This is a genomic window from Deinococcus malanensis, from assembly GCF_014647655.1.
Taxonomy (GTDB): Bacteria; Deinococcota; Deinococci; order Deinococcales; family Deinococcaceae; genus Deinococcus; species Deinococcus malanensis.
In genome coordinates this window covers 299,108-313,927 of the sequence record NZ_BMPP01000004.1, presented here as the reverse complement: position 1 = coordinate 313,927, position 14,820 = coordinate 299,108, and the positions used below count along the sequence as shown (strand labels likewise).

14 protein-coding genes are annotated in these 14,820 nt (G+C 66.7%); 6 read left to right on the top strand and 8 right to left on the bottom strand.

Features of this window, described 5'->3' with window-relative positions:
* Positions 1–191: 191 nt before the first annotated feature.
* From proB to IEY49_RS06880, 3 genes are read left to right on the top strand one after another with little or no spacing between them, the layout of a single operon-like run.
* The gene (proB, locus tag IEY49_RS06890; protein ID WP_189005807.1) at positions 192–1,283 is read left to right on the top strand and encodes a glutamate 5-kinase; all 1,092 of its coding nucleotides are present in this window, start codon (positions 192–194) and stop codon (positions 1,281–1,283) included.
* Positions 1,284–1,320: 37 nt separating this feature from the next.
* Positions 1,321–2,082: a glucodextranase DOMON-like domain-containing protein gene (locus tag IEY49_RS06885; protein WP_229780682.1), complete on the top strand. Its 762-nt coding sequence runs from the start codon at positions 1,321–1,323 to the stop codon at positions 2,080–2,082.
* A 10-nt stretch (positions 2,083–2,092) separates the two neighbouring features.
* Positions 2,093–2,989 (top strand): DMT family transporter, encoded by an 897-nt coding sequence (locus IEY49_RS06880; RefSeq protein ID WP_229780681.1) that lies wholly within the window; start codon positions 2,093–2,095, stop codon positions 2,987–2,989.
* Positions 2,990–3,049: 60 nt separating this feature from the next.
* Here the strand turns inward: IEY49_RS06880 and IEY49_RS06875 are convergent, their stop codons facing one another.
* Positions 3,050–4,315 (bottom strand): DUF4127 family protein, encoded by a 1,266-nt coding sequence (locus tag IEY49_RS06875; protein ID WP_189005805.1) that lies wholly within the window; start codon positions 4,313–4,315, stop codon positions 3,050–3,052.
* A 249-nt stretch (positions 4,316–4,564) separates the two neighbouring features.
* On the opposite strand from IEY49_RS06875, the gene IEY49_RS06870 reads away from it, so the two are divergent.
* The gene (locus IEY49_RS06870; RefSeq protein WP_189005803.1) at positions 4,565–5,725 is read left to right on the top strand and encodes an ABC transporter permease; all 1,161 of its coding nucleotides are present in this window, start codon (positions 4,565–4,567) and stop codon (positions 5,723–5,725) included.
* Positions 5,725–6,408 (top strand): ABC transporter ATP-binding protein, encoded by a 684-nt coding sequence (locus IEY49_RS06865; protein WP_189005801.1) that lies wholly within the window; start codon positions 5,725–5,727, stop codon positions 6,406–6,408. The genes IEY49_RS06870 and IEY49_RS06865 overlap by 1 nt, the downstream gene beginning before the upstream one ends.
* 74 nt (positions 6,409–6,482) lie before the next feature.
* Here IEY49_RS06865 and IEY49_RS06860 read toward each other — a convergent pair whose 3' ends face one another.
* Entirely contained in the window at positions 6,483–6,935 is a 453-nt protein-coding gene (locus IEY49_RS06860) for a hypothetical protein (RefSeq protein ID WP_189005799.1), read from the bottom strand.
* 67 nt (positions 6,936–7,002) lie between these two features.
* Positions 7,003–8,943, bottom strand: a complete 1,941-nt coding sequence (locus IEY49_RS06855; protein ID WP_189005796.1) for a hypothetical protein — start codon at positions 8,941–8,943, stop codon at positions 7,003–7,005.
* A 53-nt stretch (positions 8,944–8,996) separates the two neighbouring features.
* Here IEY49_RS06855 and alr point away from each other — a divergent pair, with 53 nt between their 5' ends.
* Positions 8,997–10,064 carry an alanine racemase gene (gene alr, locus IEY49_RS06850; RefSeq protein WP_189005794.1) on the top strand — a complete coding sequence of 356 codons (1,068 nt, stop codon included), beginning with the start codon at positions 8,997–8,999 and terminating at the stop codon, positions 10,062–10,064.
* A gap of 46 nt (positions 10,065–10,110) precedes the next feature.
* On the opposite strand, the gene IEY49_RS06845 is transcribed toward alr, so the two are convergent.
* The 5 genes from IEY49_RS06845 to pyrH form a co-directional block, all read right to left on the bottom strand.
* Entirely contained in the window at positions 10,111–11,241 is a 1,131-nt protein-coding gene (locus IEY49_RS06845) for a M50 family metallopeptidase (RefSeq protein WP_189005792.1), read from the bottom strand.
* Positions 11,238–12,404 (bottom strand): 1-deoxy-D-xylulose-5-phosphate reductoisomerase, encoded by a 1,167-nt coding sequence (gene dxr / locus IEY49_RS06840; RefSeq protein WP_189005790.1) that lies wholly within the window; start codon positions 12,402–12,404, stop codon positions 11,238–11,240. The genes IEY49_RS06845 and dxr overlap by 4 nt, the downstream gene beginning before the upstream one ends.
* 95 nt (positions 12,405–12,499) lie before the next feature.
* Positions 12,500–13,330, bottom strand: a complete 831-nt coding sequence (locus IEY49_RS06835; RefSeq protein ID WP_189005788.1) for a phosphatidate cytidylyltransferase — start codon at positions 13,328–13,330, stop codon at positions 12,500–12,502.
* Positions 13,331–13,403: 73 nt separating this feature from the next.
* Positions 13,404–13,955 (bottom strand): ribosome recycling factor, encoded by a 552-nt coding sequence (frr, locus tag IEY49_RS06830; protein ID WP_189005786.1) that lies wholly within the window; start codon positions 13,953–13,955, stop codon positions 13,404–13,406.
* A 72-nt stretch (positions 13,956–14,027) separates the two neighbouring features.
* Positions 14,028–14,735 carry a UMP kinase gene (gene pyrH, locus IEY49_RS06825; protein WP_189005784.1) on the bottom strand — a complete coding sequence of 236 codons (708 nt, stop codon included), beginning with the start codon at positions 14,733–14,735 and terminating at the stop codon, positions 14,028–14,030.
* Positions 14,736–14,820: the final 85 nt, after the last annotated feature.

The following is a 14,820-nucleotide window of genomic DNA, read 5'->3' as shown; positions in this document are numbered from 1 at the left end:
CACTGTCAAGGCGGCGCAGCGTTTCCGTTCGGTCGGCAGGTCCACGGGCATGACGTCGCGCCATGGGTTCAACGTACCTCGTCAAGCTCCCTTTGCCGTCGTAGTTTTTTTAGAAGCCTGGCATGTCGTGGTCCTGGCGTGTCTGAACGGCGGCGCAGGCCTGCCAGCCTCCCGGGCCTATGCTGGGCGCCATGCGCGTCGTGCTGAAACTGGGAACCAGTGTGCTCACCGCAGGCACCGACCGCCTGCACCGTCCCCGGCTGGTGGACCTGATCCGGGGGCTGGCCGCCGTCCGGGAGGCGGGACATGAGGCTGTGCTGGTCTCCAGCGGCGCGGTGCTGGCTGGCTGGGAGGCCCTGGGCCTTCCCGCCCGGGACCGGACCGTGGCCGAAAAACAGGTGCTGGCCGCCGTGGGGCAGGGCCGGCTGATGCACACCTATGCGCAGCTGGCCGACCTGTACGGCATGAACGTGGCGCAGGTGCTGCTGACCGCAGACGATTTCCGCAACCGGACCCGTTACCTCAATGCCCGCACCACCCTGGAGGGGTGCCTGTCACGAGGCGTGCTGCCCATCATCAACGAGAACGACGCGGTGGCCGTCGAGCAGATCAAGGTGGGGGACAACGACACCCTGTCCGCTTTCGTGGCCAACCTGGTCGAGGCCGACCTGCTGGTGATCCTGACCGACGCACCGGGCCTGTACACCGCCGATCCGCGCCTGGACCCTCAGGCCACCCTGATTCCGGAAGTGGAGCGCGTGACGCCGGCCATCTGGGCCCTGGCCGGCGGCGCGGGCAGCCACCGGGGGACCGGCGGAATGCACACCAAAATTCAGGCGGCCGAGATCGCCACCCGGGCGGGGACGCCGGTTGTGATCGCCCCGGGCGACGCGCCCGACGCCCTGATGCGCGCCGTGGCCGGTGAGGCCCTTGGAACCCGCTTTCAGGCATCAGGCACCCGGCTCGAAGCCCGCAAACGCTGGATTCTGGCCGAGATCACCACCGGACGGGTGCACCTCGACGAAGGGGCGGCCCAGGCGGTGCGCGAGCGTGGCGGAAGTCTGCTGCCTGCCGGGATCCGGCAGGTGAAGGGGACTTTCGGACGTGGTCAGACCGTCAGCCTTCTGGCCCCCGACGGCTCCGAGGTGGGCCGTGGCCTGAGCCGCTACTCATCAATGGATCTGGGGCGCATTGCCGGGCACCACTCACGCGAGATCGAGGGCCTGCTGGGCTTTACCTACGGCCCGGAGGCTGTGCACCGGGACGACCTGATCTGCCTGTAGGGTGCCGGGCACCGGTGAGGTCTCTATACTGGCGCACGTGCTCCTGCCCCTGCTCACGGCTGCCCTTATGACCTTTCAGGACCCGGTGGGTGATGCGCGTGGCGACGGTGGCTATATCCTTCCGCAGCGTCCTGCCCTGACCGAGCCTATGCTGGACCTGCGAAGCTTCAGCGTACAGACCGTCAACCAGTCGGGCCGCCGCACCATGCGGCTGATTGTTGGACTGGGAGAAATCGGCAATCCGTGGCAGGCTCCTTCCGGCTTCTCAGCCAACGTGACGGATATTTTTGTGCGCACCAGTGTGGGCGGCAGCCGGACGCTGGGTGATACCGGCCTGCAGGTTCGTGGCCCGGGTGGCTGGCAGTACCACCTGCGCGTCACGGGGTTTGGCAGCACGCTGCATGCTGCGCCGACCGAACCCGGCGGGCCGTCTGTGCTCCTGGCGGCGCCCACGGTGCGGGTAGAGGGTACCCGGCTGGTGATCGATACAGGCATTCCAGCCGGACGCTATGCGTACTGGGTCACCAGCAGCGTGTACTCACCGCTGTCGTCAGGCGGCGTGATGCAGCCTTCTGAAAGCACCAGTCCCCTGGCGCTGCAGGCGGCGCGGGCCGGCGGCCCCTCTCCCGTCGACGTGCTGGCTTCCCCTGAGGACTCCCAGGCGTTCACCGCAGGTACTTTGGCACCAGTGGGGGAGACCCGCGACCGCCAGACGCTGACGCTTGCAGGGCTCGGCCTGGCGGGCCTGCTGCTGACCATCTGGGCGACGGTGCAGGTCTGGCGCCGGCCAGTGGTATGAGGACAGGCCAGTGAGTACGCCGGCCGCCAGCGCCGCGCGGCCCGTGCCTGCCCCACTGCTGATCCTGACTGCGGCCGTGCTGTGGGGCCTGCTGGGCATTCTGGGCAAGCAGGCGCAGGCGGCCGGCGTGGGGGCCCTGGAAGTGGCGTTCTGGCGTGCAGCGCTGGGGGGCGGGCTGTTCGCCCTGCACGCAGTCCTGGCCCGTAGCCCGCTGCCCCGCGGACGCGACCTGTGGGTGACGGTGGGCTTCGGAGTGGCCGGCGTCAGCGTGTTTTACGGGGCCTATCAGCTGGCCGTCCAGGCAGGAGGCGCCAGCCTGGCGTCAGTGTTGCTGTATACCGCGCCGGCCTTCGTCGCGCTGCTGGGCTGGGGCCTGCTGCGTGAACGCCTGGGCCGGCGTGAGGGGCTGGCCGTGGGCGGGACGCTGGGAGGAATTGCGCTGATCAGCCTCGGCGGTGGTCAGGGGGTGAACGTGACGGCAGCGGCTCTGACTTTCGGCTTGCTGTCAGGACTGACCTACAGCCTGTACTACCTGTATGGCAAGGCCTATTTTGACCGCTATGCTCCGACCGCGCTGTATGCCGTGGCGCTACCGGTGGGGGCTCTGGGTCTTCTGCCTTTTGTGGAGTGGGCTCCTAAGTCCAGTGCTGCGTGGAGCAGCATGGGGGCCATCGCCGTGCTCTCCACCTATCTGGCGTACCTGGCGTATAGCGCGGGCCTGCGCCGTCTGCCCGCCACCCGCGCCAGTGTGATCGCCAGCCTGGAGCCGGTGGTGGCGGCCCTGCTGGCAGCGGTACTGTTCGCGGAGCAGCTTTCGGCCCTGGCCCTGCTGGGCGCCACGCTGGTGATCGGGGCGGCGCTGACCCTCAGTGTAGAAAAGAAGACGGCACATCCGGCGGGCGAGTAGGTTCTCGACAGGCGCCCTTCTGGGGGCGAGTTCAGCCGGGCAGTATCGGCGGCACCGTCTTCAGCGGGGCTGAAGGTCGAAGTCCCACTCGTAGGAACGGCCCCAGGGTAGGGCAGCGTCCTTGAGGAAGTATTCCTGGCCAATGCGCAGCGGAAAGTATTCCTGGGCCAGCCGGATCAGTGCCGCCTGACCTGCGGGCGTGTTGAGCTGGTCCTCGGGCAATGACGCCCGCAGTGCGGCGCGCAGACCCGCGCTGTAGATCACGTCGTTGGCAAACTCACGGGCCAGCAGAGCGTCCTGACGCACCGGGTCGACCGGGCCGAGGCTGATCCTGGCATGCGCCAGGGCGCTGCCCAGATTGTTCCCGGGTGTTCCCCAGGCGGCCAGCGCCCTCAGGTTGGCGTGCTGGCGCAGGGTGCTCAGGTCGCGCCACAACCGGTTGTTGCCCAGATTGACCTTCTCTACATCCGCGACAGCCACCGGCCCCTGGCGCAGCAGCGTGCTGATCCGCACGGCAGCGCGCCTCGGGTCTCCACCGTTGAACACATACAGGGTCAGGTCCACCGGCTCCTCAACCACCCGGAACCCGCTGGCCCGCGCATGGTTCTCTGCACTCTGATCCAGCGCAATGCCCTCGTACCGGATGACCTGCCGGGCGGCCTGGGGTGCGCTGTACTCCACCCTCACGGTCCGTTCCAGCGGGGCCAGTGCCCGCGCCGTCAGCATGGAAAGCACCTCGTCCGCGCCAGGGTAAATCCGAACATTCTCCGGGGCCTCGCGCTGCAGCGCCGCCCCTTCCCGGAGCGCCGGGCTGCTGGCCTGGGCGTCGTCCCAGGTGACATGCAACTCCCTGAAGACGCCTGAGCGGGCCCACTCCACCATGGCCCTGACAACCTCCAGGTTGCGGGCTCTGTTGGTGGCGTCGGGTTCCCGGGGCAGCGTGATGAACGCATAGATCGGCTGTCCGGTGCGTGCCTGCCAGGCGCGGAGGGGCTCCAGACGGGCCAGGGCCTGGGCCGCCGTCAGGCTGCTGGTACGCGACTGCACCAGCCCTCCGTAGGCCAGGGCGTCGAGGGCCACGATCAGGGGGCCGCCTGGAGCGGGCCGGGCATTCAGCCAGGCAATCAGGGCTTCGGGGTCTGCACCGCGCCTGGCGTCGCCCAGGAGTGCAGCCTCCGGGACCTGGGGCGTACCCCCGGCAAGCGAAGCGATCAGGGCAGGCAGGACGCGTGTGGCGGGCCGCGAATCCAGCGGAATCAGGGTCTGGGCACCGGCCAGACCCGACACTGCCGCACCGAACAGGGAGAGAGGAAGACGCCATGGCATGCAGGCAGGCTAGGGGGCAAGCGTGAGCGCAGGCCCACAGAATCATGGGAGGTCCCCGGCGGTCGAACCGGGGCTGCTGGGTTTCCGGCCATGACGAGGGTCTGCAGCGGCTGCCCTGCTTTCACTCAGGCGCTGCTCTTCAGCCAGAGATGGTCACGGAAAGGCGACGGTGCAGTCAGAGCCTTCTTACAGTTGTCGGCGGGTTATCCCAAGACATAAAGCCCACCCCCTGCGGCGTAGCCTGCGTCCATGAAGCTGACTGACCTGTGGAGACTTGCCTGGCGTGGGCTGACCCGCCGGAAGGTCCGGACCCTGCTCACTGCCCTGGGAATCACGGTCGCGGTGGCCAGCATGGTGGTGTTTCTCTCGCTGGGCGAGGGCATCCGCAAGGTCTTCAGCGCGGAACTGGGCAGCATCGGCCCGGACATTCAGGTCAGCCTCAACGGCCTGTCCCAGGGGTTCTCGCCGCAGCCAAACCTTTCCCAGACAGTCGCCTCGGACATTCAGCGGCTGGCGCCCGAGCTTGGTATCGCCTCTGTGACGCCGGTGGTCATGACGGTTCGGGGCGGGTTTGATCCATCCCGCAGCGCCGTGCTGTATGGCCTGCCCGCCAGCCCGGGTATCCACGCTGTCTTCCCAAAGGTCTCAGCGGCGCAGGGCCGGCTGCTGACCGCCACAGACGAGAACAGGAATGTAGCCGTGATCGGTGCCAAGGCCGCCCAGAACCTGGGGCTCAAAATCGGCAGCCAGCTCAACCTCAACCGCCGCAGCTCCGTCCGGGTAGTAGGGGTGCTGCAACCCGAGTCCGGACTGGTAGACAGCTTCATGTTTCTGCCGCTGTCCACCCTGCAGGCCGCCGAGGGAGCTCAGAACCGCTTGTCGCTGGTGGCCGTCAAGCTGCAGGACCCGGCACGCGCGAGGGCGGTGGCGGGGGAGCTTTCCAGCCGACTGGAACTGGAAGCACAGACACAGTCTGACTTCCTCAGTTTTCTGGAACGGGCCCTGCGGATCGGTGACGCGGTACGGTTCGGCATTTCCATGATCGCGGTGATCGTGGGGGGACTGGCGGTGGCCAACACGGTCATGATGGGCGTGTTCGAGCGTACCCGTGAATTCGGCACCCTGCGCGCCATCGGGGCACGCCCGGGCTTTGTGCGCGCCCTGGTGCTGACCGAGTCTCTGCTGCTGTCGCTGGCAGGCGGGGTCGGGGGCCTGCTGCTGGGACTGGGGGGTATCGGCGTAGTCAATCTCTATACCCAGCAGCTGGCCGGAGTGGAGGCGGCGGCCCTGACGCCCCGGCTGACCCTGCTGGCCCTCAGCATCAGTCTGCTGCTGGGTCTGCTCTCGGGGCTGTTGCCCGCCCGCAGCGCCAGCCGCCTGAACATCACCGACGCCCTGGGACGGCTGTGATGAGCGCGCCATCAGCGATTCGACTGCGCGCCGAGAACCTGTCTCGCGAGTACCCCAGCGGGGAGGACCGCGTGCTCGCTCTGGCGCCGCTGACGCATACGTTTCCGGCTGGCCTGACCGCCGTGGTGGGACCATCGGGCAGCGGCAAGAGCACCCTGCTGAACCTGCTGGCGGGCTTTGACCGGCCGACGACCGGGCACGTCCTGGTGGGGGAGACCGACCTGACCGCCCTGACAGAAGCCCAGCGCGCCGACTTCCGGCTGGCCCATTATGGATTCGTCTTTCAGAGCCACAATCTGGTCGGCATCCTGACTGCTCAGGAAAATGTGGAGTTCCCGCTGACCCTGGCCGGAATGGGCCGCCGGGAGCGCCAGGCCCGCGCCCGTGACCTGCTGTCTCAGGTTGGGCTGGACCGGCGGGGCGGGCATCTGCCCTCCCAGCTGTCCGGCGGGGAAGCCCAGCGGGTGGCGATTGCCCGTGCTCTTGCCTGCGACCCACCCGTGCTGCTGGCAGACGAGCCCACCGGCAACCTCGACAGCCGGACCGGTGAGCGCGTTCTGAGCCTGTTACAGGGCGCAGCCGGTGCAGGCCGCACAGTGGTCCTGATCACCCATGACCGCGAGATCGCGGCGCGCGCAGATCATCATCTGAGTGTGCTGGACGGCGTGGTCACCCCTGCCTGAGAAAGATGCGGACGGTGGGACGCTGAACCAGCTCCCACCGTCTGCCTCCCGGAAATGACAACGACACTTCCTGTTCAGCGTCCCACGCGTGCCTGGGCGTCACGCAGCCAGAACAGCCGCCCCTGCTCGTCTTTCAGTTGCACTACGACCTGAACGCTTTCCCCATTCAGGACTCCTTCGCCACTGCCACGTGCCTGACCCGAGACGCAGGCTGTCCGGCCACAGGTGGGCGCGGCGTCCTTACGGTAGGGAGCGTCCCAGACCCCTCCGCCGGTCACGACATACACGTTCAGGGGTCTCACGCGTGGTATCGGCGCACGGCTGGTATGCAGCCGAACCTTCACCCCGAAGGTTTCCCCGCTCAGCCGCGGTGTTGCGTCCAGCCGCAACAGCTGTCCCTTGAAGTTCAGCGCAGTAGGGGCACTGAGCAGGTCGCCAGCCAGAGGAGCCGGGGCGCTGTCCAGCGAGCCACATCCGCTCAGGCCAGCTAGTGCTGTGGCCAGAACAAGAGGTGCGGCAAGCTTCATAGACCCAGCTTACCTGCTCAGGATGAAGAATCCGTCTGGATGTGTGTTCAGAACCTGGATCTTTTCCTCACCAGTCCAGATCCGGGGCCGTCACGACCTGGTCGGCCGGAACGTCAGTCGTCAGCGGGTAGGTCAGGCTGTAGGTCCCTGGAATCACCCGGCTCAGGACAATGGCGTCGCCGTCTGCCCGGGCATTCAGATTGGCTAGGCTGGGGCCCTGGACACTTAGCGCGCCTCGTCTGGCGGAGGCTCCCGGCAACGGGTCGATCAGACGCACGTTTTCCAGAGTGCCGTCCACCGTCAGCACCAGAGTGACGATATACCCCTGTGGGCTGGCCTCGACGCTTTTTGCCAGGTTCGCGCGCGCACCACCCTGGACGCTGCGGGTCACGTTGGCTCCACCCGGGCTGCGAACCCGGGCCTGCCCGGTGGTGCGCAGCCCGGCCGGATCGAGGACAGCCTCGGCTGTATCGCTGCGGCACACGCGCACCGGCACTTTCAGGCGCAGAGGCTGGCCCTGCATGAACTCTCCGGGAATTTCCAGGGGGTAATCACTGGTCCAGCCGGTTGGCAGGTTCAGCTTCAGGCGGCCGGGCAGACGGAACGGGAAAGCGGTCTTCGCGGTGGCTGTCAGCTGGGTCACGTCGCAGGCACTGAGCACGTCGGGTGAGGTTGCCAGGGTCAGCTCGGTCTGCACGCGGTATTCCAGGGTCACGCGGCCGGTGCCTGCGTCCGGAACACGCCCGGGCAACGGCTGCACGAAGGTGCTTCCCGGAAGCGCGCTGGGCTTCACCGGATAGTCTCCCGGAGCCAGCGGCAGGGTGGCTGGCGTGGTCAGGGTGCGGCCAGCCACCTCGAAGGACACGCCGGTCAACGGCAGACGCTGGTCTCCGAAGACCGCCACGGCATCCACCGTGAGCTGACCCTCGGGGGGACGAACCACGAAGCGGATCTTGTTGAACCCCGGCTGGTAGCGCACCTCGGTGGGCGAGACGATGTTGCCGGTTCCCTGAATAATGCTGCTGCTGACCGGCACGTAGCCTGAAGGCAGTACCGGGCGCACGACCGTCTCACCGATCAGGGCATAACTCGCGCCGGGCACCGGGCGGCCCTGCGGGTCCACCACATCGACCAGCAGCTGGTTGGCGATCTTCAGGTTTTCAGGGGGGGTAAAGCCGCCGACCCTGGCCGGCGTGGGCTGGTCCCCCAGCCGGAACGAGTAGCGCACCGCGTTGCTGTACTGCCGGGTGGTCGGCAGCACCCGGATAAACAGCTGCCATTCGCCTACCATGTCTGCCGTGACGGTCACCCGGTCGGTGGCGGTCCTGCCGTTGTCGCTGGGCGTCAGGTTGACCCGCGCCCCTCCCGGCCGCACCAGCCAGGTTTCGGCCTCCCGGGGGCCGTCCAGGTCGTAGTTCAGCACACTGAAGGTCTTGCTGACCCAGGAGGCGGGCACATTCAGACGCGCGGCCAGGAGGGGAGCCTGCTCGGTGTCGCGGGCGTTGACGCTGAAATCGCTGGTTTCCAGGTTGAATGGAGCGCTGACACGCAGGGCAAACGAATTCTTGCCGTCGCCCCTGCTGCTGACCTTCAGCGTGTAGGTACCGGCGCTCAGGCCTCCGGCGAACAGGCTTTCCCAGGTGTGGGCGCGGTTGGCCCCGTACCGGCGTTCCGCCACCAGCCCACCGGGCCCGCTGAGCGTGAAAGTGCTTTCAAAAGGCTCGTTGGTCTTGTACAGCTCGTCTCCGAAATAGCCCTCGCCACGGCGCCCGTCGGCATAGTCCGCCAGGTTGAGCGTGGGCGAATACACTTCCAGGTTCAGCGGCTTGCCGGCGTCCTGGGCGGATACCTGAATAACGTAGGTTTCCTGGGCCTGCGGCCACTTCTGGCCGACCGACACCAGCGGCAGGATGCCTCCGGTCTGTGCGTGGGCCGGCGCAGCGCCCAGCAGCATGGTCCCGAGCAGCAAAGAGAAGGAGGCGACGCGGCGGGAGGGGAGTCGTGGCATCACTGAAAAAAGCATACACGCCGCTGGTACCGGGCAAACCGGGGAGGCGTAGCATGACCGGCATGCAGTCCCGCGCCCACGCCCTGATCTCTGAAGCTGCTCTGCACCGCAACCTCAGCGGCCTGTCTGCCCGTGCCGGCACCCCGTTGCTGCTGCCGGTCAAAGCCAATGCCTACGGCCATGGTCTTGAACTGATTGCCCGGCAGGCGGCCGCGCACCCGGACGTGTGGGGGCTGGCGGTGGCCACCCCGCGGGAGGCGCAGGCCGTTGCGGCGCTGAATCTGGGCCGGCCGGTGGTGCTGCTGACGCCGCCAACTCCGGATGAGGTGGTTCCCCTGGCGGACCTGGGTGTGCGGCTGCCCGTCTCGTCGCTGGAGGAAGCTGAGGCCCTCCCGTCCCACGCCCGCGGACACCTGAAGGTCGACACCGGTATGAACCGTCTCGGGGCCCGGCCCGAACAGGCCATCCGGATCGGACAACGTCTGGCCGAACGTGGCGTACTGGAAGGTGTCTACACCCACTTCGCCACGGCCGACGAGGAGGACCTGAGCTTTGCCTACGAGCAGCTCCGCCGTTTCCGCAGTGTGCTCGGCAGCCTGCCGCCTGTGCTGCCCCACTGTGCCAACGGAGGCGGCATCCTGAGCCTGGGGCGCCTGGGAGACATGGCGCTTGCGCGGCCAGGGCTGGCCTCCTACGGTTTCGCGCCGGCCCATATGCGCAACGTGGTGCCGCTCACTCCGGTCATGACCCTGCACGCGACGGTGACCCAGGTCCACACCGCTCTGGCTGGAGAAAGCGTGAGTTACGGGGGGCTGTGGAAAGCACCACACGACACCACCCTAGCCACCATTGGTTTCGGGTACGCTGATGGTTATCCTCGCAACGCCACCCTGCGGGCCCAGGTGCTGGTCCAGGGCGAGCGAAGGCCAGTGGTTGGGCGCATCTGTATGGATCAGTGCATGGTCGATGTGACAGGCCTGGAGGTCCGTGCTGGTGATCAGGTCGAGTGCTGGGGCAGCGGCGAGCTGACGGTCAGCGAGGTCGCCGCCTGGGGCGACACCATCGAATACGAGGTGTTGACCGGGCTGGGAGAGCGGGTCGAGCGCAGAGCGGTTCAATAAAAGAGCGCGGGAGACCGTCGTTCCCGCGCCGGTCAGAAGCAACCGCTCAGAAAAAGCGGCTGACGTCGCGCACCACCACAAACAGCATCAGCATCATCACGAAGGCAAATCCGGCAATGTTGATGGCCTGCTCCTGGGCAAAGGTCAGTGGGCGGCCCTTGACGGCCCCCAGCAGCACCAGCAGGATGCGTCCGCCGTCCAGGCCGGGGATCGGAATGAGGTTGAAAAAAGCCAGTGACAGGTTGAGCATGATGGCCACCTGAACCAGCGCCCAGGGGCTGAGCTCCGCGGCGCGGCTGACGATCTCGGCCGTGCCGATGGGTCCACTGACGTTCTCGTCGCGGGAGATGTCCAGGGTCAGGAAGCGTGCAAACAGGGAACCGAAGGCGCGCAGCACCTGCGGGACCACCTCCACCGTGGTGGACACCGAGGCCGCAAACGCGGCGGGCACACTCACCGGCTGCACGTCGGGCCCGTAGCGGATGCCCAGCAGCTGACGCTGCCCACCCACCGTCGGCTGCCAGTCGAAGCGGACCTCCCGGGTCCGGACTGCACCATCCTGCTCCGACCTCACGGTGAAGACATGCGGTCCGGGGCGGGACAGGGTCGTGCGCAGGCTCTCCCAGCCAGCCCGGGCCTGTCCGTTGGTCTCCACGATTTTCGGAATGTCCTGACCGTTGATGGCGGTAATCACGTCTCCGGTGCGCAGGCCCAGTGCTTCTGCGCGCGAGCCTGGATTTACCGATTCAATGCGCGCCCGGTCGGGGGCAGGCATGCCCTGCGAGGAGAACAGCGCAGTCATCAGACCCAGGGCCAGGAGCAGATTCATCAGCGGACCGGCCAGCAGGACGGCAATCTTGCCCAGGGCGGGCAGGGCTGCAAATCCACGCGTAGGAGAACGCAGCTGCCCCCCCGGGCCTTCCTCGGGCGCCATGCCGTCGATCTCCACATAGCCGCCAATCGGCAGCAGGCTCAGCCGCCATTCGGTACCGTGCCAGCTCCGGCGCAGCAGCACTGGCCCCATCCCCACGCTGAAGGACTTGACGGGTACGCCCTGGGCCCGGGCCAGGGCGTAATGAGCAAGTTCGTGCAGGAAGGTCGCGATACTCAGCAGCAGGGCCGTCCAGATCAGCCCCAGAGGTGTCAGGGCCGCCGCGATCCCTTGAATGACGCTCATGCGTGCACCCCGCGTTCAATCAGCTCACGCGCGCGCTGTGTGGCCCAGGCCTCGGTCTGCTCCAGGCTCTCCCAGGTCAGGGTGTCGTGTGGCGTCTCGTCGAGTACCCGCTCAATCAGGCGTGGTATGTCCATGAATCCAATCTCCCCGGCCAGAAAAGCCGGCACCGCCACCTCGTCGGCAGCATTCAGGGCCGTGGGCAGCAGACCGCCCGCCTCACCCGCCCGGTATGCCAGTCCCAGGGCAGGAAAGCGGGCAGCGTCGGGTTTGCGGAATTCCCAGATGCCGTCCAACGGCCAGCCCAGATGCCCGGCGACCTCGGTGCCGCGACGGGCACCACGTACGTCACCAGGGCGCTGCATGCCGGTGGGTGCGGCGTCCATGGCGTAGGCAATCGGCAGCCGCATGTCCGTCGGTCCAAACTGGGCCTTGAGGCTGCCGTCCCGGAAGCGTACGGCTGCATGCACCACACTCTGCGGGTGCACCACCACGCCCACCTGTGCCAGGGGCAGACCATACAGGCTGGCGCACTCCATGACCTCCAGCCCCTTGTTCATCAGCGTGGCCGAGTCGACGGTGATTTTCTGGCCCATGCTCCATGAGGGGTGCTTGAGGGCTTGCTCCGGCGTCACGCGGCTGAGGTCGGCTGGGCCGTCACGGAAGGGTCCGCCGCTGGCCGTCAGGATCAGTTCGGCCACGTCTTCCAGGTGCTCACCGGTCAGGCACTGGTAGATGCCGGTGTGCTCGGAGTCCACCGGCACCAGCCGGCCGCCCCCCTGGGCCGCGGCGGCCCAGATCAGGCCGGCAGCCGTGACCATGGCTTCCTTGGTGGCCAGAGCCACCGCCTGACCGGCTTCCAGCGCTGCGCGCGTGGGGGCAAGTCCAGGAAGGCCACTCATGGCGTTGACCACCACGTCTACCGGCCTGGCGGCCATCTCACCGGGATCCGCGATGACGTTCAGATGTCCGAACCTGGCTTTGGCGTCGGCATAGACCGAGTGGTCCACACTGACCAGCGCCGGCGAGAATTCACGTGCCTGCGATTCTAGAAGGTCCAGGTTGCGCCCGGCGGCCAGACCGTCTACCGTCCAACCACGTTCACGCACCACATCCAGCGCCTGTGTGCCGATACTTCCCGTGCTTCCCAGAACCGTGACCTTCATGTCGCTACAGCATGCCTCAGCCGAACGAGGACGAGTGTGGAATGCGCTGCGGGATCAGAAAATTCTTCTGATCCCGCAGCGCGTCCACGTATTGGTCAGCGCGTAAAGACGCTGATATGCAGAAACAAATAGGTGGCCGGAACGGCGAACAGCAGACTGTCCAGGCGGTCCAGAAAACCGCCGTGGCCCGGCAGGCTGCGGCCACTGTCCTTGGTGCGCAGTGCGCGTTTGATCAGACTCTCGGACAGGTCTCCCAGCTGGCTGGCGCTGGCGACCAGAATGCTGTAGAGCAGCGCATCCATGGGCGACCAGATCTGGGCCACCTGCGTCATGATCAGCACGGTCAGGAAGCTGAACAGCAGCCCGCCGACCGCGCCTTCTACCGTCTTGCCGGGGCTAACTTCGGGAGCCAGCTTGCGCCGACCGAAATGGTGCCCGCCGAAAAATCCACCGATATCGGCGGCAAAGGTCGCCATCAGCGGCAGGGCGAAGTACAGCAGCCCAGCGTCGGCGTTGGGCGTGTATCGCAGCATCAGGAAGTAGCCCAGCAGCCACGGCACATACAGCAGCCCGAACATCGAGTACACCACCCGCTCCAGCGGACGCTCTCCGGGCCGGATGACCTCCATGACCAGCATGTACCCCAGGGCGACGGTCAGCACCGCCTCGCGCCAGGAGCCGTCGGCCCAGGGCGTTTGGGGCCACATTGGCAGGCTCGCGAAAATCAGGGCGGTGCTGAATACCCCTAAAGACACCCGCCGCACATCAATGTCGTTGCGGTCGAGCATCCTCACGTACTCGTACAGGCCCATGGCACTCAGCACCAGCAGGGCCGGCACCATCGCCCAGGCGCCAATCCACACGATGACGCTGAGAATCCCGAAGCCCACGACGGCCGTCAGGATGCGGGTGCTCAGGGTTTCCACGCGGCACCCCCGGGACGACAAGCAACGCGCCGCCGGGGGTGCCGGCGGTCACATATCGGGGCGCCGGGGCGCCTCACCCGAGGATTTCCTGCTCCTTCTTATGGAAGGTGCTGTCCACCCGGGCGATAAATTCATCGGTAATCTTCTGGACTTCGGCTTCACCGCGCTTGATCTCGTCGTCGCCGACACCCTCGACCTTCTTGACCTCGTCGAGCGAGTGCTTGCGGATGTTACGCACCGCAATGCGGGCGTCCTCGGCATAGTTCTTGGCGTTCTTGACCAGATCCTTGCGCCGCTCTTCGGTCAGCATGGGCAGGCTGATAAAGATGGTGTCGCCCTTGTTGTTGGGATTCAGGCCCAGGTCGCTGTCACGGATGGCCTTTTCGATCGGCCCCAGCGCGCCGCGGTCCCAGGGCGTGATGACCAGGGTGCGGGCGTCGGGCGTGGTGATGCTCGCGACCTGATCAATAGGCATGGTGGAGCCGTAGTAGTCCACGACGATTTTTTTCAGGATGCCAGGGTTGGCTCGGCCAGTGCGCAACACGGAAAGGTTACTTTCCAGTGCTTCGATGGCCTTGCCCATGCGTTCACGGGCGTCGGCCTGGATGGATTTCATGTCTGCCATGGTGGAAGTCTCCTTACAGGGAAGTGGAGGGAGTCTAGCGTGTGGCGTGCCGGAGCAGGAGCGACCCGGCGCTCAGCTCTGGATCAGGGTCCCGACGCGCTCACCCTTGAACAGGCGCCGCAGATTGTCTTCCTGGAAAATATCGAACACCACAAGCGGGAGGTTCTTGTCCATGCACAGCGTCAGGGCCGTGGCGTCCATCACTTCCAGGCGCCGCTCGACGACCTCCAGATGGGTCAGCTGGTCGAGCTTCCGGGCATCGGGGTTTTTCCGTGGATCGCTGTCGTACACGCCGTCGACCATGTTCTTGGCATAGAACACCGCTTCGGCCCCGATTTCCAGGGCGCGCAGGGTGGCGGTGGTGTCGGTCGTGAAAAAGGGGGCACCATTGCCCCCGCCCAGAATGACCACACGGCCCTTTTCCAGGTGGCGCATGGCCCGGCGGCGAATGTAGGGCTCGGCGACGGCGTGCATCTGGATGGCGGTCATGACGCGGGTGGGGCGCCCGGCTGTTTCCATGGCGTCCTGCAGAGCCATGGCGTTCATGACGGTCCCCAGCATGCCGATGTAGTCGGCGGTGGCCGGGTCCATGCCCTGACCGTTGCGCGCCCCGCGCCACAGATTGCCGCCCCCGATCACGACTGCCAGCTCCACATCGGTGCCGTCCAGGGCGCCGATAATCAGGCGCGCAAGCTGGGCGGTGGTGTCGGGGTTGATGCCAAACCCGTTTTCGTTGGCCAGGAACTCGCCGGAAAGTTTGAGCAGAACGCGTTTAAACATAGGGACCTCGCAGAGCAGTGGAGTGAAGAGCAAGAAAACGTCCGGCAACCACAGGGGGCCGCCGGACGGTCAAACAGCAGGTGCG